Here is a 22,339-nt window from a genome sequence, read left to right on the forward strand (position 1 = left end):
GCAGCGTCTCGAACCCGGCCTCGTCCAGCAGCGGCAGCCCCAGCTCCCGGGCCTTGGTCTCCTTAGAACCGGCGTTCTCGCCAACGATGACGTAACTCGTCCGCTTCGACACGCTCCCGGAGGCCTTGCCGCCACGGGCCACAATCGCCTCCTTGGCACCGTCGCGGGTGAAGTGCTGCAGGGTGCCGGTGACGACGACGGTCAGGCCCGCCAACGTCTGGGGCGTCTGCCCGGCCGGCTCGGCGTCGTCCGCCATGCGCACCCCCGCTGCCGCCCAGCGCGTCAGGATCTGCTCGTGCCAATCGGCGCCCAGCCAGTCCTGCCAGGCGGCGGCGATGGTCGGTCCCACACCGTCGACCTGCGCCAATTCCTCCAGGCTCGCCGCCCGCAACGCATCCATGGAGCCGAAGCGCCCGGCCAGTGCCCGGGCCGCCGTCGGACCGACGTGCCGCACCGACAGCGCCACCAGTACCCGCCACAGCGGTTGCTGCTTGGCAGCCTGAAGCTGCTTCAGCATTGCGGTGGCGTTCTTGCCGGCGGCGGTGGGACGCTTGATCGCGCCGTCCTTGGCGTAGAGCTGCTTCGACCAGAAGAAGCGCAACCGCCGCCAGTCGCCGGTGGGGACGCCGCCACGCGTGATGGGACGGTAGACGAACACGTCGCGCAGATCGTCGACCGTCAGTTCGAACAGGGCGGCCTCACCGGTCAGGACCGGCCGCTGAGCGGGCGCGTCCCCCTCGGCGAGCAGGGCCTCGGCGGCCCCGATCCGCTCCGCGGGGTGCAGCGCTTGCAATTCTTCAGTTGGCAGGCGCAGGCGCCCCCGCTCGGTTTCCAGCACGTGGCCGGCAGCTACGGCCGCGAGTGCCTCGACGCGTCCGGCATCGGGCTGGGTCAGGGCGGAGGCGGCCTCGTCCCCCAGCCCCTCCACGTCCAGTGCGCCGCGGGAGCCGATGTGGGCGATGCGCTCGGTCAGTTGCGCCGGGCAGGAGCGAGTGTTGGGGCAGCGCAGGTCGACGTCGCCCTCCTTGGCCGGCGCCAGCGCCGTCCCGCAGGAGGGGCAATGCTGCGGCATGACGAAGTCCCGCTCGCTGCCGTCGCGCCGCTCGAGCACGGGTCCCACGATCTCCGGGATCACGTCGCCGGCCTTGCGCAGCACCACCAAGTCGCCGATCTTGACACCCTTGCGGGCGACCTCGGCTGCATTGTGGAGGGTGGCGCGGGAGACGCGCGAACCGGCCACCAGCACGGGCTCCATGATCCCGAAGGGGGTCACCCGGCCGGTACGGCCGACCTGGACGTCGATGTCCAGCAGACGGGTGTGTACCTCCTCGGGCGGGTACTTGTAGGCGGTGGCCCACCGGGGTACGCGCGAAGTATACCCCAGTTCGGCCTGCAGCGGACGAGAGTCGAGTTTGAACACGATGCCGTCGATCTCGTGCAGCAGGTCGTGGCGGTGGTCGGCGTAGCGGGCGATATAGGCCTCCCGTTGGGCCCGGCCCCGTACCACCGCGTTATAGGGAGAGACCGGCAGGCCCCAGGCGGAGAGCAGCTCGTACCAGGCATGTTGGGAGGTTGGCAGTTGCTCCCCGGAGGCCGGGATGATGGCGCCGACGCCATGGGCGATCATCGACAGCGGACGCGCGGCGGTCACCGCCGGGTTCTTCTGCCGCAGGGAGCCGGCGGCCGCGTTGCGGGGGTTGGCGAACACCTGCAAGCGGGGGCGGCCGTCCGCCTCCCGTTGCAGGTTCTCGGTACGGCGCCGCTCGTTGAACTCATGGAAGGCCTCGACCGGGAAGTACACCTCGCCGCGCACCTCCAACAGGTCGGGGTGCGAGTCGCCGGCTAGCACCAGCGGGATGGAGTCAATGGTGCGGACGTTGCCGGTGACGTCCTCCCCCACCACGCCGTCGCCGCGGGTGGCGGCACGGGTGAGCACCCCGTGCTCATAGGTCAGGGCGACCGCCAGGCCGTCGATCTTGACCTCGGCGGTCATGGGCAATTCGGCGTCGGGCACCCCGGTTTCGGCCGCCATGCGCTGCGCCCACTGCTCCACTTCGTCCAGGTTGAACACGTCCTGCAGGGAGTACATGCGCTCATGGTGCGGGGCGGGGGCGAAGTCCGTAACCGCACGTCCGCCCACCGTTTGAGTCGGTGAGGAGGGCAGCCGCAGCGCGGGGTGGGCGGTTTCCAAGGCCTCCAGCTCGCGGTACAGCGCATCGTATTCGGCGTCGGACCACGGGCTCTGGGCGTCGACGGCGTCGTAGTAGGCGTCGCGGGCGCGCTCAATGTCCCGGACGAGCTCGCTCCAGCGGGTGCGTATGGCGGCGGGCACGCCGGTCAGGGCGGTGGCGGACGCGGCTGGAGGCGTGGGGCGGGCTTCGCTCATGGGGCCATCTTCCCCCAAGGCGCTCCCCCGCGGTTGCCGACAGGGCGGGTGCCGGCGGGGCGCACAGGTACGGCGCCGAAGTCCACAGGCGCGCTTCGCGACACCCCCTCGGCGGCATCTCCACAGGCCCCCGGCGGCCCACCGGTGGCGAAGGCAGGCTCATGGCATGCACTCCGACTTCTCCCCCGGCACCCGGGCCCCCGCCGCTCCCGAATCCGGCCCCACGGCGATGACCGGTGAGGTGGCGGTGGCCGCGGCGGCCGCCTATGCGGCGCTGTCCTCCACCTGGCACCTGGCCGTCCTCTCCGGCCGCGACGAGGGACTGGTGATCCCGTTGCCCGAACGTGGCACGGTGGGGCGCGACGGCGTGCTCACCGATCAGGCGGTCTCCCGCTCCCACTTGCGGGTGCGCCAAACACCCCGCGGCGTGCTGCTGTCGGACGCCGGCTCTGCCAACGGTGCGCGTGTGCGCCGCCGCTGGTGCTGGCGCAGGCTGGGGAACCGCCCACACACCTGCCGAGAAGGAACCCGGCTGCGCCTGGGCGACACCGTGGCGGAGTTGCGGCGTCGCCCCGCCGACCTGCACCCGCCGAAGCCACCAACCTCGGCACAGAACCGGTGGATGGCGCTAGGCTCGGCGCTGGCGGTGCTGCTGCTGGGGGTGCTGGCGGTTGTCGCGGTGCGCACCGGCAGCCGCGGCGCCATGGGGGCGCTGGCCATGGCCCCCATGGGCATGATGGCAGCGCTGCGACTGCTGCCCCTGCTCGGGCGGGGACGCGGCGCCGGCCGCCAGGCCGGGACCGCCGGTTGGCGCGGGGCCCGGGCACGCACTCCCGATCCCGCCGGCATGCTGCTGGCCGTGGCGGTGCGGCACGCGGGCGGCCGCAACCAGCCGGAGACCGCCGGCAGGGCCGACGACGAGGAGGCGATCAGGGCGTGGACCGGACGGCGGCGTCGACGCACGGTACTGCGGGTGGCGGCGGGCGACCGGATTGCCCTGACCGGGCCGTGGGCGGTCGGAGCGGTGCGTTGGTGGGGCGCGCAGGTGCTTGCCCGCGGCCTCGGGCAGGTGCAGGCCGGCGATGCCAGCGTGCGCGTGTCCTGGGGGCCCGAGGGACGCCGCAGTCAGGTGGCGGTCACGGCCGCCAGCAGCGGAGCACCGGCCCGGGCGGTCAGCGTGTTGCCGGTGCGCGGGCGGGCGCCGGACCCCGGCGGACGATGGTGGGCCACGTTGCGCGCCGTCGCCGGGCTGCCGGTACAGGACGGAGCCGATGGCGCCGGACACGGCGGGCCGCCGTCCACGGTGCGTCTGGAGGAGGTATGCGCGGAGATCGACCGCGGTCTCCTGCGGCACCGCTGGGAGCAGATGGTGCCCGCCGGCCTGCCCGCGGTGCTCGGGGTGGGCGCGGGCGGCCCGGTGGCGGTCGACCTGGTCCGGGACGGGCCGCACGCCCTACTGGCCGGCACCACCGGGTCCGGCAAGTCCGAGCTGCTCATCTCCTGGCTGCTGCAACTGGCCGCCACCCGCCCGCCTTCGGCGCTGAGCCTGGTTCTGGTCGACTACAAGGGCGGCGCGGCCTTCGGTCCACTCGCCGAGCTGCCGCATACCGCCGGAGTCCTGACCGACCTGGATCCGGCGGGCACGCGCCGGGCCCTGGCCTCCCTGGAGGCCGAGGTGCGCCGCCGCGAGCGCCTGCTGGCCCAGCACCGCGCCAAGGACGTCTCCTACCTGGACCCGGCCGATGCCCCCGCGCGACTGGTGCTGGTGGTCGACGAGTTCGCCACTATGGCGGCCGAGCATCCGGAGGTGCTGGATGCACTGGTGCGGGTGGCCGCCCAGGGGCGCAGCCTCGGGATACACCTGATCCTGGCCACCCAGCGTCCAAGTGGCGCGGTCTCGCCCACCATTCGCGCCAACACGAATCTGCGAGTGTGTCTGCGAGTACTCGATCCAGCCGACTCGCGCGACATCCTGGGACACGATGGAGCCGCACGCCTGCCGGCGCATCCGGGGCGGGTGATTGTCGCGACCGGGGTTCAGGGACAGTCCGAGCCGGTGCTGCAGGCTCCCTGGTGTGGTACGGAACGGCATCTGGCGGCGCTGGTCGGTGAGATCGCGGCCGCCGCGGATGCGGCGGCTCCTTGGCGTCCCTGGGCGCTGCCGCTACCCGCGCACGTGGACCGCCAGCAGGCGCAAGCGCTCGCCACCCACGGCCCCACGCGCGCGTCAGCGGGTGCGTCCCCGCTCGCCCGGCCGGAGGCGGACAAGGCCGGGTGCACGCTACTGCTGACGGATCTGCCGGAGAGCCAGTGCCTGGGCACCTGGGAGTGGTCGCCCTCCGAGCCCCTGTTGCTCATGGGGGCGCCGGGCTGCGGCCGCTCGACCGGCGTGTACACCGCCGCCCTGGGTGCACTCGGAAGCGGGATGACGGTGCATGTGTGCGCACAACCCCGCTCCCCCGCTGCGGCTCTGGCCGGCCGGGCCGGGGTGGGCACGGTCGTAGGCGGCCAGGATCCGCGCCGGCTCGCCCGCCTGTGGTCGCTGGCGGCCGCCGGTTCCCTACACGGGGACCTGCTGGCGATCGACGACGTTGACGTGATGCTGTCGGCCGTGGATGAGGCGCTCGGGCCGGGTGAGGGACAGGCACTGCTGGAGTCGCTGGTGCGCGGTGCAACGTCGACCGGCACCGGGGTGTTGGTGGCCGCACCGTTGACGGTGGCCAATGCCCGCTGGGCCGTGCCGCTGCGACGCCGGCTCGTGCTGGGGGCGGTACAGCCGGCACAGGCCTCGCTGGCGGGCTTGCCGCGCGGCGTCGTCACCGGCTCGGGGCCCGGGCGCGGAGTGCTGCTCGACGGCGGCGACGCGATCGCCTGCCAGGTGGTGGTGCCGACTGCGGACGAGTGGCCCGGCCTCGGGGCGGGACCGCGCCGACTAGAGGAGATTCCCCGGCTGGTTGCCCCCGCGCCGGGCGTGTGGGCGGTGGGCGGAGATGAGGCCGCCCCGGTGCCGCTGCCGGACGGCAGTGTGCTCGTGGTCGGCCCACCGGGGTCGGGGCGCAGCTGCGCGGTCGCTGCCCTGGCGAGCTGCATCCGGGGCCGGCTCGGCGCCGAGGAACCGTTGGTCGTGGACGACCTGGACCTCAGCAATGCGGCGACGCAGGCACGGGTGGAGGAGGCGCTCGGACAGGGGCGTCGGGTGATCGCGGCGGCAACCACGGAGCGGGCCGCGGGAACCTATCGGGGACCGCTGGCCGTGCTGCGCGAGCGGGGCGCCGTCGTCGTGCTGTGGCCGGGGCTGGGGCCGGCGGCGCAGGCAGCGGGGCGCCAGTTGCGTGGGGCGATTGATCCGCGCGGCGCGACCGTGCCGGGCAGGGGCGTGCTGGTGTGGCGCGGTGCCATCACGCCGCTGCAGGTGGCGGCGGATGGGGCAGACCGCTAACGTAGAGCGCGTCGAGCCGAGGTTTCGCTCCTGTAACCATTGCAGAAACGACGCACGGGACTGTGACTATCACTACAGGCCGTCGGCACAGGTCTCACCTGCGAGGTCTTGCCCCGGCCCGGTCGGCGTGTGAAAGTTGGGGGCAGGACGCGGTGGTCCAGCGCCCGCCTCGGCGAATTCGGGACGGCACGTCACGCGCACCGCAGCAGCATTCACGTCCCCGAAGGGAGCCCTCTATGGACTGGCGGAGCCAGGCAGCTTGTCTCACGGTTGACCCGGAACTCTTTTTCCCCGTCGGCAACACCGGCCCCGCGATCGCGCAGATCGCGGAGGCGAAGGAGGTGTGCGCCCGCTGCGACGTGGTCGACACCTGCCTGAAGTGGGCGCTTGAGAACGGCCAGGACGCCGGCGTGTGGGGCGGTATGAGTGAGGACGAGCGGCGCTCGCTCAAGCGGCGCGCCGCCCGGGCCCGCCGCTCCTCCTGAGCCGTCAGGTGGCGCGCCGCACCCCGGTGCGCCACCGGCCCCTTTCCCACTGCACCGTCCGCCCCGTCGTCCCGGGTTCAGGCCCCACCAAGTTGGGCGTGCAGGACCACGTCGGTGCCCTGCCCGCCCGGGGCGGGACGCCAGTCGATCGAGCCGCGTAGCTCACCACGCACCAGGGTGTTCACGATCCGTGTGCCCAGGCCGGTCATTTCCTTGCCGGGGACCAGGCCCACCCCGTCGTCGATGACATGCACGGTCAATTGCTCGCCGTCGCGTTGCGCCCGCACCGTCACGGTGCCGTCGCGATCCTCCAGCCCATGCTCGACCGCATTGGTCACCAGTTCGGCCAGCACGGTGGCCAAGGCCTGGGCCACGTCGGCCTCGATCACCCCGAACTTGCCCTCCAGGCGAGTAGATACCTGCCCGGTGGGGGTGGCCACGGCCGCGGCGGAACGCAGCACCGAGGAGAACACCTCGTCGAAGTTGACCTGCTCATCAACGTTCTGACTCAGCGCCGCATGCACGGTGGCGATCGTGCCCACGCGTCGCTCCGCCTCCGTCAGGGCGGAACGCGTCTCCTCATTGGTGGCACGGCGCGCCTGCATTCGCAGCAGCGCGGAAACCGTCTGCAGGTTGTTCTTGACCCGGTGGTGAATCTCGCGGATGGTGGCGTCCTTGTTCATCAGCACCTGCTCCCGACGCCGAATCTCCGAGACGTCGCGCACCAACAGCAGGGCGCCCGCCCGTGCCCCGTCACGACGCAGCGGAATCGAGCGCATTGACAGGAATACGCCACCAACCTCCACCTCGGTCAACCACGCCTGCCGCCCCATCAGCACCACCGCCATGGTCTCATCCACGGGAGTGCGCTCGGGAATGATGCTGGTGACGGCCTCGGCGAGCTGACTGCCCTCGATGTCGCCCTCCACGCCGAGCCGGTGGAAGCAGGACTGAGCATTGGGTGAGGCGTAGGTGACCACGCCGTCGTCATCCAGGCTGACCACGCCGTCGCCCACACGGGGGGTGCCGTGGCGCACGGCCGTGGCGGCGCCGTTGATGGGGAAGCTCCCCTGCGCGATCATCAGGCACAGGGCGTCGGCCAGCTCCTCCAGGGGCTTGTCCACGATGCGTCCGCCGCGCAGCACGCCGACGGCGGTCTCCCGGGTGACGACGGCAATTGCACGGGAGCCGTGAATAACCGGGACATACTCCTCGCGCACTGCCGAAGAGCCGGTCCACTCCGGGGCGGCCGCCACCACGATCTGCCCACTCATCAGTGCCTCCAGCGCCATGGCCTCGCGGGCGGCGGGCATGCGTCGACCGATCACATCCTCCAGGTGCACGGTGGCACCGGTAGCCGGACGCGAATGCGCGGCAGCCACGAACCGGCCGGAGTCGGTGTGTACCCACAAAACCAGATCGGATACGGACAGGTCCGCGATCACCTGCCAGTCCGCCATGAGTTGATGAAGCCAGTCGAGGTCGGCTGGGGGCAGGCTGACGACGCCGCGGACCGTGGAGGGCAGAAGACTCGACACGCCCCGATGCTACCGGGTACAGGTGGGAGCTCGGCTTCCCGAGCCATGGGACACGTCCGCAACCAGGGCCCGGCACGTCGTGGGCGCAACCCGCCGAGGCGTGGCAGGATCGGGACCATGAAGCAGCGCGTCACGATCACCTACCCCGCCGGCCCGGATCGCGTGGCCGCCATGTTGGCCGATCCGGCCTACCAGCGTGGCCGCATCGAGCGATTCCAGCTGGAGGACGCCTCCGTCGACGTCGCCGCACGCGGCCGCGGCTTCGTGGCGACCATCTCCGGATCGGTATCACCCGGCCACCTGCCGGCGGCCGCCGCCCGCTTCGTCCGCTCCGCCGTCTCCTTCGGCCTGACCGAGTCCTGGGGAGAACCCGCCGACGACGGCTCACGCAGCGGCAGCCTCGACCTCGCGGTCAAGGGGGCCCCGGTAAGGGCCGGCGCCACCACCAGCATGCGCCCCGACGCCGGCGGGGAGTCCACCCGCGTCGTCGTCGACCTGGATCTTTCGGTCTCCGTGCCCCTGGTGGGGCGCAGCGTGGAGGAGAAGGCGCTGGCACAGGCGAACCGGGTTGTGGCCGACGAGGAGCGCCGGGGCGCCGCCTGGCTGAACGCCTGAACGGAGCCGCCGTGCCGGGACCGGCCTGAGGGGACGTCCCGGCGAGCGCTACCGAATATTCCCGTTCCGCCCAACGCGCATGCGCTAGTCGCCCCACCGGCCCTGTGACACCATCTCCCCCATGAACGACCTCAATGACGTCATCACTCCCACCGAGTCCAACTCGGTGTGGGCGGAGCGCACCGGAAATCGCCAGTACCTGGGCCACAACGCCCGCGGCGCCGAGGTGCGCGTCGGCATGGGCCCGGGCGAGTTCTCCCCGGGGGATCTCCTCAAGCTCGCCCTGGCGACCTGCAACGCGCTGTCCGCCGACCACCGGCTGGCCAAGGCACTCGGTGAGGACTTCGACGCCAACGTCATCGCCGCCTCCATTAAGCATGAGGAGGAGGAGCGCTACAGCGATCTGGACGTGCAGATCGTCGCCGACTTCGCCTCGCTGAGCCCCGAGCAGCGCCAGACGCTCGGCGAGCGGGTGGACCGTGCGATCGAACGCGGCTGCACCGTCGGTCACACCCTGGAGCACGGCGCCGGCCTGCGCCTGCACCTGCTCGACGACCCCGACGCATAGCCGGTCGGTCCTGCGCCGCGTCGGGCCCGCATGCCGCACGGTCGCGACGGGAGTCGATAGAGTGCCCCCAGCGAAGGCCGGCGCGGCGTTGAGATGGAGGTTCGCACATGAGTGAGAGCGGTAAGCAGAGTGCGCACCGCCACGGCGAGACCAGGCGTTATCCGCACCTGGCGCGGCTGGGTCTGGAGGCACCGGCCGGCGTGGACGCAGCCTACGAGGACCTGCTGGCCGAGGTTCTGCTAGACGGCGTTTCCAAGGGCGATCGCACCGGCACGGGCACCCGCTCGGTGTTCGCCCGGCAACTGCGCTACGACCTGACGGCAGGCTTCCCGCGCATCACCACCAAGTTCGTGGCCATGAAGGCCGTCAAGGGCGAGTTGTTGTGGTTCCTGCGCGGCGACATGAACGCCCGCTGGCTGCAGGAGCGCGGCATCACCATCTGGGACGAGTGGGCCGACGCCGACGGCGAGCTCGGCCCCATCTACGGCGCCCAGTGGCGCAGTTGGCCGGCCCGGGACGGTGGGGCGATCGACCAGATCACCGGGGTGATCGAGACCCTGCGCCGTGACCCCGACTCCCGCCGCATGCTCGTATCCGCCTGGAACGTGGGCGAACTGGATCGCATGGCGCTGGCCCCGTGCCACGCCTTCTTCCAGTGCTATGTGGCCGACGGGCGCCTGTCGCTGCAGGTTTACCAGCGTTCAGCGGACCTGTTCCTGGGCGTGCCCTTCAACCTCGCCTCCTACGCGCTGCTGACCCACATGCTTGCCCAGCAGGCGGAGCTGGAGGTCGGGGAACTGGTGTGGACCGGCGGGGACTGCCACATATACAACAACCACGTCTCCCAGGTCCGCGAGCAGCTGTCCCGGGTCCCGCAGGCCTACCCGTTCCCGCGGCTGCGGCTGAAGCGGGCCGACTCGATCGATGCCTACACCATGGATGACATCGACGCCTCCGCCGGCTACCAGCACCATCCGACGATCAAGGCGCCGGTGGCGGTGTGAGCGGCGGTGCCGTCGGGGCGATCTGGGCACAGGATCGCTACGGCATCATCGGCGCCGACGGAGGCATGCTGTGGCGGGTGCCCGCCGACTTCCGCCACTTTCGGGCGGCCACCCTGGGCGGTGCCGTGGTCATGGGCCGCACCACCTGGGAGTCGATCGGGGGCGCACTGGCCGGGCGCACGAGCATCGTGCTCACCCGCAGGCCGGACTGGGCCGCGCAGGACGCGGTAGTGGCCCGCGACCTGCGTGCCGGGTTGGCGGCGGCGCACGACGCCGTCGATGCCCCCGGTGAGGATCCCCGCGAGGGCATCTACCGCACCCTGCCACGGGTGTGGGTAATCGGCGGCGGCAGCGTATACGCGCAGGCGCTTGCGGCCGACTGCGTGGACGAACTACTGGTGTCGGTGATCGACCTGGACGCCGGTGCCCGCGCGGCCGCGGCGGGCATGGACCCGGGGCTTCTGGTGCACGCTCCGGCGCTTGATCCGTCGCAGTGGAGTCCGGGCGGCCCCTGTACGGACCCGCCGGGCCAGTGGCGCCCCGCTTCCGGGGACGCCACCTGGCGGGTTGAGCACTACCTGCGCCGTCCGGGCAACCACGGTCCGGTGTCGTAGCCGAACACGCGCCCGCCGAGGGCGGTGATGGGACGCACTCAGTCGGACAGGATGCCCTGCTCGGTGAGCCAGTCGGTGGCGATCGTGGCGGAGTCGAGCTGTTCGTCCACCGAACGGGCGTTGAGCGCGCGCAGCGCCTCCGGCGTCAGCAGCGCCGAGACGGCGTTGATCGCGGTGACGGCGCCCTCGTCGAGGTCGGCGGCGACCAGCGGAGTCACGTTCTGCGGCAGGATCAGTGCCTCCGGATCCTCCAGGACCACCAGGTCGTTGGCGTCGATGGCGGGCGAAGAGGTGTAGATGTCGGCCGCCTGCACCGTTCCGTCCTTGAGAGCGCCGATGGTAAGCGATCCGCCGTCGTCCTCCACGGGGTAGACGTCGGCATCCACCCCGTAGACGGCCTTGATGCCCGTCGGGCCGTAGGGACGCGTCTTGAACTCGGAGTTCGCCGCCACCATCACGGTGCCGTCGAGCTTGGCCAGGTCGCCGATGGAGACCAGGCCGTACTCCTCGGCGAGTTCGCTGGTCACGGTATAGGAGTCCTGGTCGGTGGCCTCGGCATAGTCGAGCACCATCAACGAGTCCGGGAGCACGTCCGACAGGGCGGCGTGGATGGACTCAGAGTCCGTGGCGTCGGTATCGGAGTCGTAGTACTGCAGCAGATTGCCGCCGTACTCTGGCAGCACGCTGATCGCCCCCGATTCGAGCTCGGGGATGTAGACCTCGCGCTGCCCGATCTGATACTGGCGGTCGATGGTGAAACCGGCCTGCTCGAGCGCCTGGGCGTACAGCTCGGCAATGATCTCATTGGAGTAGTACTGCTGGCTGCCCACTACGATCGTGCCGGAGGCCGTGCCCGAGGACAGCGGGTCGGAGTTGGAGCAGGCGGCGAGCGTGGCGGCCACGGCGAGCAGACCACCGCCGGCCAGGACACTGCGACGGGTGAGCACCGTGCGCTTGTCAGCATTGGGATTCACGGGGATTCCTTTCGGTTACGTGCACCGACCGGGGTGACGGCGCGCTGGAGGAGGATGAAGATGAGTTCGGATATCAGAGCCAGGGCAATGACCATGAGTGAGGAGGCCAGCATCATGCCGTAGTCCTGGGTCTTGAGACCGAGGAACATCAGCCGCCCAAGCCCGCCGGCGCCGGTGTAGGCGGCCAGGGTCGCGGTCGCGATCACCTGCAGGGTGGCGGACCTCAGGCCGCCCACCAGCAGCGGGGCGCCCAGCGGGATCTCCACGCGGGTGAGTAGCTGGATCTCACTCATGCCGCTGGCGCGGGCGCCGTCGACGGCGACGGGATCTGCGGACTCAATGCCGGTGTAGGCGCCGGCCAGCACACTGGGCAGGGCCAGGACGATGAAGGCGAGCATGGGGGCGGATAGGCCCACGCCGAGGGCGAGCCCGAACAGGGTGATCAGGCCGAGGGTGGGCAGGGCCCGCACGGCGCCGGCCAGAGCGATGGCGGCGCCCCGCCCCCGCCCCGTGTGTCCGATCCACCAGCCCAACGGCACCCCGATGGCGGCGGCAACGGCCACCCCTAGCAGCGAGTACCCGATGTGTTGCACCAGCAGCCGCCCGATGCCGAGCGATCCGGACCAGTTGGCGGCGGCGAAAATGTAGGCGATCGCCTCACCGACGTAGTTCACGCCATCGCCCCCTCACGCAGCCGCGTGGGGCGCGCCCACGGCAGCAGGGCGCGTCCGCCCAGCACCACCAGGCCGTCGAGCGCGACCGCGAGCAGAGCAGTGGCGAGGATTCCGGCGAGGATTTCCGCGGTGATGCCACGCTGGTAGCCGTCGGTGAACAGCCAGCCCAGGCTGCGCACGCCCAGAACCGCCCCGACCGTGGTCAGCGACACGGTGGAGACGGTGACGACGCGTAGGCCGGCCACAATCGCCGGCCCGGCCAGCGGCAGTTCCACGGTGGCGAAGCGGCGCAGCGGCCCCATGCCCATGGCGGTGGCGGCGTCGAGCACCCGCTGGTCGACGGCGTCGAGCGCGTCTACGGTGGTGGGCACCAGCAGTGCCAGGCCGTAGAGCGTCAATGCGACGACGACGTTGATGGTGTCGCGGATACCGGTGCCGAGCACGACCGGCAGGATCACGAACAGCGCCAGCGAGGGGATGGCGTACAGCAGGGAGGCGCCCGAGACGAGGACGCCGCGCAGCGGCCCCAACCGCTGGGTCAGGCGGGCGATCGGGATGCCGAGCACCAGGGTCGCAAGGATCGCGGGCACCGCCTGACTCACGTGCGCGATCAGATAGGAGCCGATCGCCGGGAGATTGTTCAGGACCCAGGTCACGAGCGCATCTCCGCGTCCGCGTCGATCCGCCCTATCGCCCGGCCGACCCGGTCCAGAACCACCCGGCCGCCGGCGACGTCGGCCAGGCGCAGGACGCGGTCGGCGTCGTCGAGCCCGAGGAAACGGGCCACGAAGTCGTCGGCCGGATCGGCGAGCAGCTGTGCGCCGGTGCCGCGCTGCGCGATCTGGGCGCCCTCGCGCAAGAGGATGATCTCGTCACCGAGCATCAGGGCCTCGTCCACGTCGTGGGTCACGAAGATGATCGTCTTGGCGAGTTCGCCCTGAATGCGTAGCAACTCTCGCTGCAGGTCGCGGCGCACGAGCGGATCCACGGCGCCGAAGGGCTCATCCATGAGGAGGACGCCGGGGTCGGCGGCGAGGGCGCGGGCCACACCGACGCGCTGGGCCTGGCCGCCGGAGAGCTGCCCCGGGTAGCGGTCGGCCAGGTCCTCCGCCAGGCCCAGCATGTCCATCAGCTCGCGAGCGCGCGCCCGTGCCGCGGACCGGCCGGTGCCGTTCAGGCGCGGCACCAGGGTGATGTTGTCCAGCACCCGCCGGTGAGGCAACAGTCCCGCGTTCTGCATGACGTAGCCGATGGAACGGCGCAGGGCCACCGGGCTGCCGTCTTGGACGTCCTCACCGTCGAGGAGGATCCGGCCGGCGGTCGGCTCGACCATGCGGTTGACCATGCGCAGCAGGGTCGTCTTCCCACAGCCCGAAGAGCCGAGCAGGACGGTTATGGAGCCGGCGGGCAGCACGGCGGAGAAGGAGTCGACGGCGGCCCCGTTGCCGGCAGGTCCCGGGTAGCGCTTGGTGACATCGGAGAACTCGATCGTGCTGGCCCCTGTCATGGCCGGCCTGGAACCTGCGGTGGCAGGCGCGGACGCGTCGGTGATCCGAGTCCCGGTTCCCAGTCCCATACGACTGTCTCCTCTCCTCCGCCGAGCGGCGACGTCGCCCTACCGTAACAACGCTTTGCGGATATGTCGATTCGATGTAGTGTGACGGCGTGCTTGAACTCAAGATCTTAGGGTTCCTCTCCGAGGGACCGCTGCACGGCTATGAGTTGCGCCGCCGGATCAACGAGTTGGACGGGCCCGGCAGTCATCTCTCCGAGGGCTCCCTATACCCCGCTCTGGCACGCCTGGAAAAGGCCGGTCTGCTCGTCCGCACCGACGAGCCGGGAGCCCGGGGACGCCCCCGCAAGCGGCTAGAGATCACGGCGGCCGGCCGCGAGCGCCTGCTTGATCTGCTGTGCCATCCCGCCGAGGTCGACATCGCCTCCCAGCCACGCTTCCTGGTTCTGCTCGCCTTCCTTTCCCGCCTGCCCGATCCGGCCGAGCGCGAGGCCGTGCTGCGTCGACGTCTGGCCGTGCTGCGTGAGCCGGCACCCGCATTCTTCTACGACGACGGCGCGCCGCGCCGTTCCAGCACCGAGCCCGATCCGTACCGGCGCGGCATGATCCGCATCGTGGCCGCGTCCCGTAAGGCGGAGATCGACTGGCTGGAGCAGGTGCTGGCCGCCCCCGCCGACGAGGCCGGCACCACTCCGGACTCCCAGGTGCCGGAGTGCCGGCCCCGGCATCCCGAACCACTTCCCTAAACCCCAGGAGCGTTATCCGATGACCGCCGCCATACCGTCTGACACCACCACGCCCGCGAGCATGCGCGCCGCCGTGCTGACCGCCCCCGGCATTGAGAACCTGCACGTAATGGACGTGCCCGTCCCGCAGCCGCGGCCCGGCTGGGTACGACTCAAGGTCATGGCCTTCGGAATGAACCGCAGCGAGTACCACTCGGTGACCGGACAGGCAGGCGGCATGAGCTATCCGCGCGTGCTGGGGATCGAGGCCTCCGGCGTCGTGGACCTGGATCCCGAGAGGCGTCTGGCCCCGGGAACCCTGGCGGTCACCATGATGGGCGGCATGGGCCGGGCCTTCGACGGCGGTTACGCCCAGTACGTGGTGGTGCCGCGCGAGCAGGTCATCACCTTCCACTCGGACCTGCCCTGGGAGGTGATCGGCTCGGTACCGGAGACACTGCAGACCGCCTACGGCTCCCTGACCACCGGACTGAATCTGCAACCCGGGCAGAGCCTGCTGGTGCGCGGCGGAACGTCGGCGCTGGGACTGGCCACGGCAGCCCTCGCACTTGACATGGGCTGCACGGTCTACGCGACCTCCCGCCGGGATGCCGGACTGGAGTTGCTCTCCTCCCGGGGCGTGATGGCACTGCGCGACGACGGCGCGGTGGCACAGCAGGTACGTCGGCACGCGCCCGCGGGGGTGGACGCGGTGCTGGAGCTGGTGGGCGTGCCGACGCTGCGCGACTCGCTGCAAGCCGCCGCGGTGCACGGCACGGTGTGCTTCACCGGCATGCTTTCGGACTCGTGGACCATCAAGGACTTCTATCCGCTGGACTGGATCCCGAACGGGGTGCGGCTGACCACCTACTCCGGCCAGGCCTCCGACCTGCCGGAAGCGGAGTTGCAGCGGGTGCTGGACCGGATTGAGACGGGCGCCCTGGACTTCCTGCCGGTGCACACCTACCCGCTGGAGGACGTGGTTCAGGCGCAGCGGGACATGGCCGCCGGCGCGCACACCGGCAAGCTGGTCGGCCTGCCCTGGGCGTGAGCGGCGTGGACGCCGGTCAGGCGGCCAGCTCGGTGATGACCGCTTCGGCGATCATGTCGGCCGCCATCGCGTAACCGGCGGCCGAGGGATGGAAGCCGTCGGCGGCCCAGAAGTCGTCGACCAGTTCGCAGTGGGCGACGTCCACGTAGGGCACGCCGTGCGCCTCGCAGATCGCGGCGGAGGCGTCGGTCTGCACGTCGGTCCATTCGCGCAGCACCGCGCGCAGGGTGGGCCGCAGGGCGGGGCTCTTGTACAACTGGCCGGCGGAGCAGGCGACCACATGCGGCGCCACAGCGGCCGCGCCGTCGAGCACCGCGTTCAGGTCCTCCTCCCATTCGGTCAGCGTGCGGCGTGCCATGAGGTCGTTGGAGCCGGCGCACACGAAGACGACGTCGGCGCCGTCGAGCTCCGGCAGGAAGCGGTAGCGGACGCGGCGCATGGTTGCGCCCAACCGCGCATGTGTGGACCAGTGCACGTCGCGACCGGTCCCGGCGGCGACTTGCCGGGCGATGCGCGGCACCAGCGCCTCGGACTGGTCATCGACGCCGGAGCCGGCCACAAGTGAGTCGCCAATGGCCTCAAAACGGAGCGGGATGCTCTTCATCTGACTGTCCGCCCCTGGCGTTGCGTCTCCGTCCGGGGTGACCAGGCCGAAGCGCTCCCCGGGCGGTTCGGGCGCCAGGTGGACGGTGTGCTGCGCCAGTGCCGCCTCTGCCGCCGCAATCGGTCGACGGGCGGCACGAAGCAGGGATACCGGGACCGTGCGGGGCCGGGATGGGTCGGGGTCAATGGGATTCACGAACTGGCAGTCTAGTAACTTATTCTCGGAGCCGTCGTTGGGCAACGCCGATCGTTCGGGCAGCGCGGCTCAGTGCAAAAGCCCCAAGACCAGGAACACAACGGCGATCAGTGGGAACGCCCCCTGCTTGAGCGCAGCCTGGCGGTGTGCCGGGGACTTCAGGGCGAGTACCAGCGCGGCGGCGAGCATAGAGCCCGTACCGTAGAGGGCCAGGGCGCTGCCCGCGGTGTGCCATGCGCCGGAGCTCAGGGCCATGAGGGCGACGCCGACCAGGGCCTCCACCGCGAGGAACAGGTTGTAGAAGCCCTGGTTGTAGGCGTAGAAGGCGTGTGGTCTGGCTTCCTTGGGACTTCCGCCGAAGGTCTTGCGGGCGAGCGGACCCTCCCAGGCGATCGACTCCATCCAGAAGATGAGCATGTGCAGGGCTGCGGCGAGGACCGCGGCTAGAAGGCCGATGACGAGGAGTGCATTCACGGGCCGAAGCTTAAGGGGGGTGGTTGGTGATGCCGCGGCGCGGGCCGGGCGGCGATTCGGAAGTCGCCGCTCCGCGGATCCCGGTCAGCCCGTGATGAACTTAAACGCGACCACCAGCACGATCGCGTTATAGAAGAAGGCGAAGACGGAGTGAACCGCCACTGTCCAGCGCAGGCGGCGAGAGGTCACGGCGACGTCCGAGGTGGCGAAGGTGGTTCCCACGGTCAGGGAGAAGTACACGTAATCGGTGAGATCCGGGTCCGCTGTGCCCGGGAACTGCAGGGCCGGCCCGTACAGGTGGTCCAGACGTTCGTAATGCCGGGCATATCCCAGGTGGAGAAGCGCCCAACCGAGCACCGCCATCAGGATGGTCATCACTGTGAAGACCACCTGGATTATCCTGATTAGGGACTCTGTCTCTTCAGCGCTGTGCACGCTGGAGAGTTGGTCTACCAGCTCCTGGGGGATGTTCGCTCCAACCAGCACATTGATCAGGCCCATCAGCGCTGCAATAACCGGCGCCGAGCCCAGAAGCGAGACCAGCCGAGGATGCAGCTTCAGGGCCGGTTCTCGAATCTCAAGGTCTTCCGGCAGTACCCGGCGACGCCAGGCGGCCCACACCAGGCTGGTCACATAGGTCAGCGCCAGGAGCACCCAGGCGGCGGAGCAGTACGCGGCCAGGTCGCTGTTGCCTCCGATAATGGACACCAGCGCTAAAATGATGAGAAGCGCCTCTACGACAAGGCCGACGGTACTCGATCGCGTCATGGTCGAAGCCTGCCACGAGCCGTGGCCGACATGCGGATAGGTCCTTGAGGTGTGGCGAATGCGGAGGCTCAAACGCCGGGGCGTTCGGCCACCGCATCGGTGTAGTCGCCGGCGACGATCTCCACCCGATTGCCCTCGGGATCAAGCAGAACCGCCTCGTAGTAGCCGTCGCCGGTCTGGCGGGGCCCGTCAATGACCGGCACGCCGGCGGCGCGGGCCCGCTCAGCCAGGTCGTCCACGCCCGCCCGGTCCGGCAGCGCGAAGGAGATATGGGCCCAGCCGAGCGCCTCCATATCGGAGTGGGCGGCGACGTCGGGGCGGGACATGAGCTCCAGGCGGGTGCCTCGGCCGGCGGAGGTACGCGCGCCGTCGTCGAAAGTGATGATGTAAGTGCGCAGTCCGGTGCGGGGGTTGTGGTACTGGCCGTTGGCGCGTCCACCGAACCAGCGCAGGTAGAAGTCGCGGGTGCCCTCCAGGTCTGCGACCCAGATGGCGGCGTGGTCGATACGGGGCATGGCGGTCCTTTCAGGCTGTGGCGGCGTCGACTGCGCAGGCTGCAACCGGTCTGGCCGAGACGGCGTCCCCGGCGCCACACCTGGGTGCCGGGGACGCCGTCTAAGCGTTTCAGGACGGACCGGCCGTCCGGCTCACTCGTCCGCGGCGGACGGGTGGGTCATGTCGGCCGGGACCACCCAGGCGTCGAACTCGGCGGCGGTGACGAAGCCCAGTTCGAGGGCGGACTCGCGCAGGGACAGGCCCTTCTTGTGCGCGTTCTTGGCGATCTTGGAGGCCTTGTCGTAGCCGATGTGGCGGTTGAGGGCGGTGACCTGCATGAGGTTGGAGTCCAGGTTGGCCTGGATCTTCTCCCGGTTCGGCTCGATGCCGTAGGCGCAGTGCTCGTCGAAGGACACGCACGCGTCACCCAGCAACTGGATGGACTCCAGCACGCACCAGGCCATGACCGGCTTGAACACGTTGAGCTGGAAGTTGCCCTGGCTGCCGGCGAAACCGACGGTGGCGTCGTTGCCGAAGACCTTCGTGGCGACCATGGTCATGGCCTCGCACTGAGTCGGGTTGACCTTGCCGGGCATGATGGAGGAGCCGGGCTCGTTCTCGGGGATGATCAGTTCGCCGATGCCGTTGCGAGGACCGGAGGCGTACCAGCGCACGTCGTTGGCGATCTTCATCAGGGCGTCGGCCAGCACCCGCAGAGCACCGGAGACCAGCACCAGGGCGTCGTGAGCGCCCAGCGCGGCGAAGAGGTTGTCGGCCTGCTTGAACTCGATGCCGGTCTCCTCGCTGATCTTCTTGGCGGCCAGCTCCCCGAACTTCGGGTGCGCGTTGAGGCCGGTGCCGACGGCGGTGCCGCCGATGGCGAGTTCACGGGCACGGGAGTCGGCGTAGCGGATGCCGTCCAGCGCGAAGTCGATCTGGGCGACCCAGCCGGAGATGACCTGGCCCAGACGGATCGGGGTGGCGTCCTGCAGGTGGGTACGACCGACCATGACGACGTCGTCGAACTCCTTGGCCTTGGCGTCCAGCGTGTCGCGCAGCTGCTGCACCCGCGGGTACATGGCCGCCAGCTCGGAGACCACGGCGATGTGCATGGCGGTGGGGAAGGTGTCGTTGGAGGACTGGCCGCGGTTGACGTGGTCGTTGGGGTGGACGGGGGTCTTGGAGCCCATCTGGCCGCCGGCCAGCTCGATGGCGCGGTTGGAGATGACCTCGTTGGCGTTCATGTTGGACTGGGTTCCCGAGCCGGTCTGGAAGACGACGAGCGGGAAGTGGGAGTCGAGCTCACCGGAGATGACCTCGTCGGCCGCCTGGGCAATCAACTTCGCGATGTCTTCGGGCAGCTCACCGAGCTCGGCGTTGGCCAGGGCGGCGGACTTCTTGAGCACGCCCAGGGCCCGGATCAGCGGGTGGGACAGGACGAAGGTCTCGCGGCCGATGTCGAAGTTGTGCAGAGAGCGCTCGGTCTGCGCACCCCAGTAGCGGTCGGAGGCGACCTCGACGGTGCCCATGGAGTCGGATTCGGTGCGCGTCGTCGCGCCGGTGGAATTCTCAGGTGCCATGGTCCAAGGCTAGCCGGATGCGGACGCGTGCGGGCGGGGACGGGCGTCCTATGTCCGCACTTGCGGGCCGTGAGTTGCAGCGGTGCGCCCCGGAGCCGGACGGGGCCACTCCCCCGCCCGAGTCCGGGGCGCATCCCGCCCGCGGCACTAAAGGGCGGCCAGCACCGCCTCAATGCCGGCGGCGAGGGTGCCGTGAGCGGCGGCGACCAGGCGCACGACCTCATCCGGGTCGGTAGGAGCAGCCGCGAAGGAGAGGTCGGACACCACGCTCATCCCGGACACGCGCACGCCCAACTGGTGCAGGGCGATCGCCTCCAGGATGGTGGACATGCCCGCACAATCGGCCCCCAGGGACGCCAGCATGCGGGATTCGGCCAGGGTCTGGTACTCCGGGCCACGCACCATGGCGTAGACGCCGGCACGCTGGGTGTGCCCGCGCAGAACGGCGGTCAGCTGCGGATCCCACAGCTCACGCTGGTCGACGAACACGGTGCCGTCGAAGGGCGAGGCGCCGGAAAGGTTGAGGTGATCGGTGATCGTCATGACGTCACCGATCGCCCAGTCGCGTAGGCAGCCGTTGGCATTGACCAGGACGGCGGCGCGTACGCCCGTGGCGGCGGCGGCCCGGGCCAGGGCGACGACGGTGCCGGGCCCGCGTCCCTCATACAGGTGGGTACGGCCGTGGGCCACCAGCACACGCAGGCTGCGGGGCGCCGTCGTCGGGCTTCCAACCTCGTCAAGGCCGGAGGACGGGCGCCACTCGTAGGAGTCGAGCCGGTCTACATGCCCGGGTGCGATGGGGCCGACGACGCCGGGCAGGTCGGAGAGCGGCAGCGACGCCGTCGGCGCGCCCCAACCGTCAAGGGCGGTGTCGGCGCCGGATCCGAGCACGACCAACACGTCGTGGTGGGCGGCGCCGGTGCGCCGGGCGATCTGGTGGGCGGCCTCCACGGCGGGGCCGGGACCGTCCCCGCCACCGGACTCGGTGAGGGCGACGAGCAACTCGGCGGGAACGCCGTCGGGCCCCGAAACTGGCTGTGGGAGGGAGCCGGTGGAGCTCATGCGCGCTCCCCCGCCCGCTCCTGGACGCGCACGCGCCGCCGACCGAGCAGCAGGTGTCCGAGCAGGCCGATCAGCAGCGCCGCCAGCACGCCCAGGTTCGCGCCGGCCCAGGTGCCGTCCCGGCCGCCCAGCGGGCCCAGCAGATAGCCCTGCCAGCTCAACCAGGAGGCGGCTGAGTTGACGACCAGGCCCCAGCCGACGCCGGCCCCGAGGACGACCAGCGCGATCGCCTCCAGGTTGACCGAGCCGTAGACCCCGTCGGGCGTGAACAGGGCGGCCTCGTCATAGTCGCGTCGGCGCAGGCACACCTCGGCGAGCATGACGCCCGCCCAAGCCGCGATCACCACCCCCAGAGTCGTCAGGAATCCCTGGAAGGGTCCCAGGAAGTCGTCCGCCCCGAAGATGACGGCGATGGTACCCACGGTCATGATGGTGGCATCGATGGAGGTGGCCACGTGCCGCTTCACGGGCAGGCCGGTGGCGAGCAGCGACAACCCGGAGGAGTACAGGTCCATGATGATGCCGCCCGCGAGCCCCAGGATCGCCACGACGGCGAAGGGGATCAGGAACCAGGGCGGCAGGATGGTGGTCAACGCGCCGATGGGGTCGGAGTCGATGGCGGTGCCGAGCTCGGGGTCGGAGCCGACCAGCATGATGCCGGCGATGACGAGGACGACGACGGGCAGCGACGAGCCGATGGTGGTCCACGCGATCACGCCGCCGGTGGAGGCGCTGCGCGGCAGGTAGCGGGAGTAGTCGGCGGCGGCATTGACCCAGCCCAGGCCGAAGCCGGTGGCGACCATGACCAGGGCGCCGATGAAGGCCGCGGCCGAGCCGGCGGGCAGCGCGGTAAGCGCCCCGAAGTCGATCTGCGGGGAGACCAGAATCAGGTAGATGACGGTGAGTATGCCCGTGGCCCAGGTGATCCATGTCTGCACCCGCATGATGGTGTCGAAGCCGAGGATGCCGGCGCTGGCCGCAAGTCCCACGGTCAGCAGGAAGCCGACGATCTGGGCGCCGAGTTCGTTGTGCCAGCCCAGGGCCTGCAGCACCGTGGCGGAGGCGAGGGACGCGGACACGCACAGCACCGTCTCCCAGCCGACGGTGAGCATCCAGGAGATGGCGGCGGACAGGCGGTTGCCGTGGTAGCCGAAGGCGGCGCGGGACAGGGCCAGGGTGGGGGCGCTGCCGCGCTTGCCGAGCACGGCGATGAAGCCGCACAGCATGAAGGAGACGATCACCCCGACGACGCCGGCGACGACGGCCTGCGCAAAGGAAAGGCCGAAGCCGAGCACCCAGGCGCCCCAGGACAGGCCGAGCACCGAGATGTTCGCGGCGAACCAGGGCATGAACAGGTCGCGGGGGCGGCCCTTGCGCTCGGATTCGGCGATCACGTCCAAACCGGCGTTCTCAATCCGGGAACTGGCTGAGTCCGCGTCAGCGGCGGTTTGAGGGCCATGCACGGCGGCGGAAACCGGGGAATCGGGTGGAGAGGATGGGGCGTCTTTCATGGCGGGAATCTACCGCAAAGGAACGCGATGCCCGGGCAGCAGAAGGCCCCGGCACCTGCTGGTG

The 22,339-nt window shown here is 70.6% G+C and carries 21 protein-coding genes; 8 read left to right on the top strand and 13 right to left on the bottom strand.

From position 1 onward, the window contains the following. Window positions 1-2,386, bottom strand: a 2,386-nt coding sequence (ligA, locus tag DRB06_RS03805; protein WP_111819166.1) for an NAD-dependent DNA ligase LigA, incomplete at its 3' end; no start/stop codon positions are given. A gap of 166 nt (window positions 2,387-2,552) precedes the next feature. On the opposite strand from ligA, the gene DRB06_RS15755 reads away from it, so the two are divergent. Both DRB06_RS15755 and DRB06_RS03820 read left to right on the top strand, forming a co-directional pair. Next, the gene (locus DRB06_RS15755) at window positions 2,553-5,825 is read left to right on the top strand and encodes an FtsK/SpoIIIE domain-containing protein (RefSeq protein WP_181575179.1); all 3,273 of its coding nucleotides are present in this window, start codon (window positions 2,553-2,555) and stop codon (window positions 5,823-5,825) included. A 236-nt stretch (window positions 5,826-6,061) separates the two neighbouring features. Beyond that, window positions 6,062-6,310 carry a WhiB family transcriptional regulator gene (locus tag DRB06_RS03820; protein WP_067939003.1) on the top strand — a complete coding sequence of 83 codons (249 nt, stop codon included), beginning with the start codon at window positions 6,062-6,064 and terminating at the stop codon, window positions 6,308-6,310. Between the two features lie 77 nt (window positions 6,311-6,387). Here DRB06_RS03820 and DRB06_RS03825 read toward each other — a convergent pair whose 3' ends face one another. After that, window positions 6,388-7,848, bottom strand: a complete 1,461-nt coding sequence (locus DRB06_RS03825) for a sensor histidine kinase (RefSeq protein WP_111819167.1) — start codon at window positions 7,846-7,848, stop codon at window positions 6,388-6,390. A 117-nt stretch (window positions 7,849-7,965) separates the two neighbouring features. Between DRB06_RS03825 and DRB06_RS03830 the strand changes: the two genes are divergently transcribed. The 4 genes from DRB06_RS03830 (at window position 7,966) to DRB06_RS03845 (ending at window position 10,649) form a co-directional block, all read left to right on the top strand. Beyond that, window positions 7,966-8,463, top strand: a complete 498-nt coding sequence (locus tag DRB06_RS03830; RefSeq protein WP_073328134.1) for a DUF2505 domain-containing protein — start codon at window positions 7,966-7,968, stop codon at window positions 8,461-8,463. A 121-nt stretch (window positions 8,464-8,584) separates the two neighbouring features. After that, entirely contained in the window at window positions 8,585-9,031 is a 447-nt protein-coding gene (locus tag DRB06_RS03835) for an OsmC family protein (protein WP_073328131.1), read from the top strand. 107 nt (window positions 9,032-9,138) lie between these two features. After that, complete coding sequence (locus tag DRB06_RS03840; RefSeq protein ID WP_073328129.1) at window positions 9,139-10,035, top strand: thymidylate synthase; 897 nt, start codon at window positions 9,139-9,141, stop codon at window positions 10,033-10,035. After that, window positions 10,032-10,649 carry a dihydrofolate reductase gene (locus DRB06_RS03845; protein ID WP_073328126.1) on the top strand — a complete coding sequence of 206 codons (618 nt, stop codon included), beginning with the start codon at window positions 10,032-10,034 and terminating at the stop codon, window positions 10,647-10,649. Before DRB06_RS03840 ends, DRB06_RS03845 begins: the two co-directional genes overlap by 4 nt. Before the next feature lie 38 nt (window positions 10,650-10,687). Here the strand turns inward: DRB06_RS03845 and DRB06_RS03850 are convergent, their stop codons facing one another. From DRB06_RS03850 to DRB06_RS03865, 4 genes are read right to left on the bottom strand one after another with little or no spacing between them, the layout of a single operon-like run. After that, complete coding sequence (locus DRB06_RS03850; RefSeq protein WP_108966860.1) at window positions 10,688-11,629, bottom strand: ABC transporter substrate-binding protein; 942 nt, start codon at window positions 11,627-11,629, stop codon at window positions 10,688-10,690. After that, window positions 11,620-12,297, bottom strand: coding sequence for an ABC transporter permease (locus DRB06_RS03855; protein ID WP_108966857.1), 678 nt, complete (start codon window positions 12,295-12,297; stop codon window positions 11,620-11,622). Before DRB06_RS03855 ends, DRB06_RS03850 begins: the two co-directional genes overlap by 10 nt. Then, entirely contained in the window at window positions 12,294-12,953 is a 660-nt protein-coding gene (locus tag DRB06_RS03860; RefSeq protein WP_073328121.1) for an ABC transporter permease, read from the bottom strand. The genes DRB06_RS03855 and DRB06_RS03860 overlap by 4 nt, the downstream gene beginning before the upstream one ends. After that, a complete protein-coding gene (locus DRB06_RS03865; RefSeq protein WP_073328163.1) occupies window positions 12,950-13,804 on the bottom strand; it encodes an ABC transporter ATP-binding protein in 855 nt (284 codons plus the stop codon). Before DRB06_RS03865 ends, DRB06_RS03860 begins: the two co-directional genes overlap by 4 nt. A 158-nt stretch (window positions 13,805-13,962) precedes the next feature. On the opposite strand from DRB06_RS03865, the gene DRB06_RS03870 reads away from it, so the two are divergent. Together DRB06_RS03870 and DRB06_RS03875 are read left to right on the top strand one after the other, a co-directional pair. Further along, window positions 13,963-14,556 carry a PadR family transcriptional regulator gene (locus DRB06_RS03870; protein ID WP_111819168.1) on the top strand — a complete coding sequence of 198 codons (594 nt, stop codon included), beginning with the start codon at window positions 13,963-13,965 and terminating at the stop codon, window positions 14,554-14,556. A 19-nt stretch (window positions 14,557-14,575) separates the two neighbouring features. Then, on the top strand, window positions 14,576-15,586 hold the full coding sequence (locus DRB06_RS03875) for a zinc-binding dehydrogenase (RefSeq protein ID WP_220092964.1): 1,011 nt from the start codon (window positions 14,576-14,578) through the stop codon (window positions 15,584-15,586). A 16-nt stretch (window positions 15,587-15,602) separates the two neighbouring features. Here the strand turns inward: DRB06_RS03875 and DRB06_RS03880 are convergent, their stop codons facing one another. From DRB06_RS03880 to DRB06_RS03910, 7 genes are all read right to left on the bottom strand, one after another. Beyond that, window positions 15,603-16,385 carry an SGNH/GDSL hydrolase family protein gene (locus DRB06_RS03880; RefSeq protein WP_234416152.1) on the bottom strand — a complete coding sequence of 261 codons (783 nt, stop codon included), beginning with the start codon at window positions 16,383-16,385 and terminating at the stop codon, window positions 15,603-15,605. A 69-nt stretch (window positions 16,386-16,454) separates the two neighbouring features. Further along, entirely contained in the window at window positions 16,455-16,859 is a 405-nt protein-coding gene (locus tag DRB06_RS03885; RefSeq protein WP_258522130.1) for a DUF1304 domain-containing protein, read from the bottom strand. A gap of 84 nt (window positions 16,860-16,943) precedes the next feature. After that, on the bottom strand, window positions 16,944-17,627 hold the full coding sequence (locus DRB06_RS03890; RefSeq protein WP_111819169.1) for a DUF1345 domain-containing protein: 684 nt from the start codon (window positions 17,625-17,627) through the stop codon (window positions 16,944-16,946). Between the two features lie 68 nt (window positions 17,628-17,695). After that, window positions 17,696-18,142: a VOC family protein gene (locus tag DRB06_RS03895; RefSeq protein WP_111819170.1), complete on the bottom strand. Its 447-nt coding sequence runs from the start codon at window positions 18,140-18,142 to the stop codon at window positions 17,696-17,698. A gap of 132 nt (window positions 18,143-18,274) precedes the next feature. Further along, the gene (gene fumC, locus DRB06_RS03900) at window positions 18,275-19,702 is read right to left on the bottom strand and encodes a class II fumarate hydratase (protein ID WP_073328112.1); all 1,428 of its coding nucleotides are present in this window, start codon (window positions 19,700-19,702) and stop codon (window positions 18,275-18,277) included. Window positions 19,703-19,849: 147 nt separating this feature from the next. Beyond that, window positions 19,850-20,764 carry a purine-nucleoside phosphorylase gene (locus DRB06_RS03905; RefSeq protein WP_108966850.1) on the bottom strand — a complete coding sequence of 305 codons (915 nt, stop codon included), beginning with the start codon at window positions 20,762-20,764 and terminating at the stop codon, window positions 19,850-19,852. Continuing rightward, entirely contained in the window at window positions 20,761-22,275 is a 1,515-nt protein-coding gene (locus tag DRB06_RS03910) for a cytosine permease (protein WP_111819171.1), read from the bottom strand. The genes DRB06_RS03905 and DRB06_RS03910 overlap by 4 nt, the downstream gene beginning before the upstream one ends. Window positions 22,276-22,339: the final 64 nt, after the last annotated feature.

It is taken from the genome of Actinomyces sp. Z5, from assembly GCF_003287795.1.
GTDB classification, from domain to species: Bacteria; Actinomycetota; Actinomycetes; order Actinomycetales; family Actinomycetaceae; genus Actinomyces; species Actinomyces glycerinitolerans.

Excerpts from the sequence above, each read along its gene's own strand:
- DRB06_RS15755 (WP_181575179.1), top strand. The coding sequence starts at position 2,553 with ATGCACTCCGACTTCTCCCCCGGCACCCGGGCCCCCGCCGCTCCCGAA.
- DRB06_RS03820 (WP_067939003.1), top strand. The coding sequence starts at position 6,062 with ATGGACTGGCGGAGCCAGGCAGCTTGTCTCACGGTTGACCCGGAACTC.
- DRB06_RS03830 (WP_073328134.1), top strand. The coding sequence starts at position 7,966 with ATGAAGCAGCGCGTCACGATCACCTACCCCGCCGGCCCGGATCGCGTG.
- DRB06_RS03835 (WP_073328131.1), top strand. The coding sequence starts at position 8,585 with ATGAACGACCTCAATGACGTCATCACTCCCACCGAGTCCAACTCGGTG.
- DRB06_RS03840 (WP_073328129.1), top strand. The coding sequence starts at position 9,139 with ATGAGTGAGAGCGGTAAGCAGAGTGCGCACCGCCACGGCGAGACCAGG.
- DRB06_RS03865 (WP_073328163.1), bottom strand. The coding sequence starts at position 13,804 with ATGACAGGGGCCAGCACGATCGAGTTCTCCGATGTCACCAAGCGCTAC.
- DRB06_RS03875 (WP_220092964.1), top strand. The coding sequence starts at position 14,576 with ATGACCGCCGCCATACCGTCTGACACCACCACGCCCGCGAGCATGCGC.
- DRB06_RS03890 (WP_111819169.1), bottom strand. The coding sequence starts at position 17,627 with ATGACGCGATCGAGTACCGTCGGCCTTGTCGTAGAGGCGCTTCTCATC.
- DRB06_RS03895 (WP_111819170.1), bottom strand. The coding sequence starts at position 18,142 with ATGCCCCGTATCGACCACGCCGCCATCTGGGTCGCAGACCTGGAGGGC.
- fumC (WP_073328112.1), bottom strand. The coding sequence starts at position 19,702 with ATGGCACCTGAGAATTCCACCGGCGCGACGACGCGCACCGAATCCGAC.
- DRB06_RS03905 (WP_108966850.1), bottom strand. The coding sequence starts at position 20,764 with ATGAGCTCCACCGGCTCCCTCCCACAGCCAGTTTCGGGGCCCGACGGC.
- DRB06_RS03910 (WP_111819171.1), bottom strand. The coding sequence starts at position 22,275 with ATGAAAGACGCCCCATCCTCTCCACCCGATTCCCCGGTTTCCGCCGCC.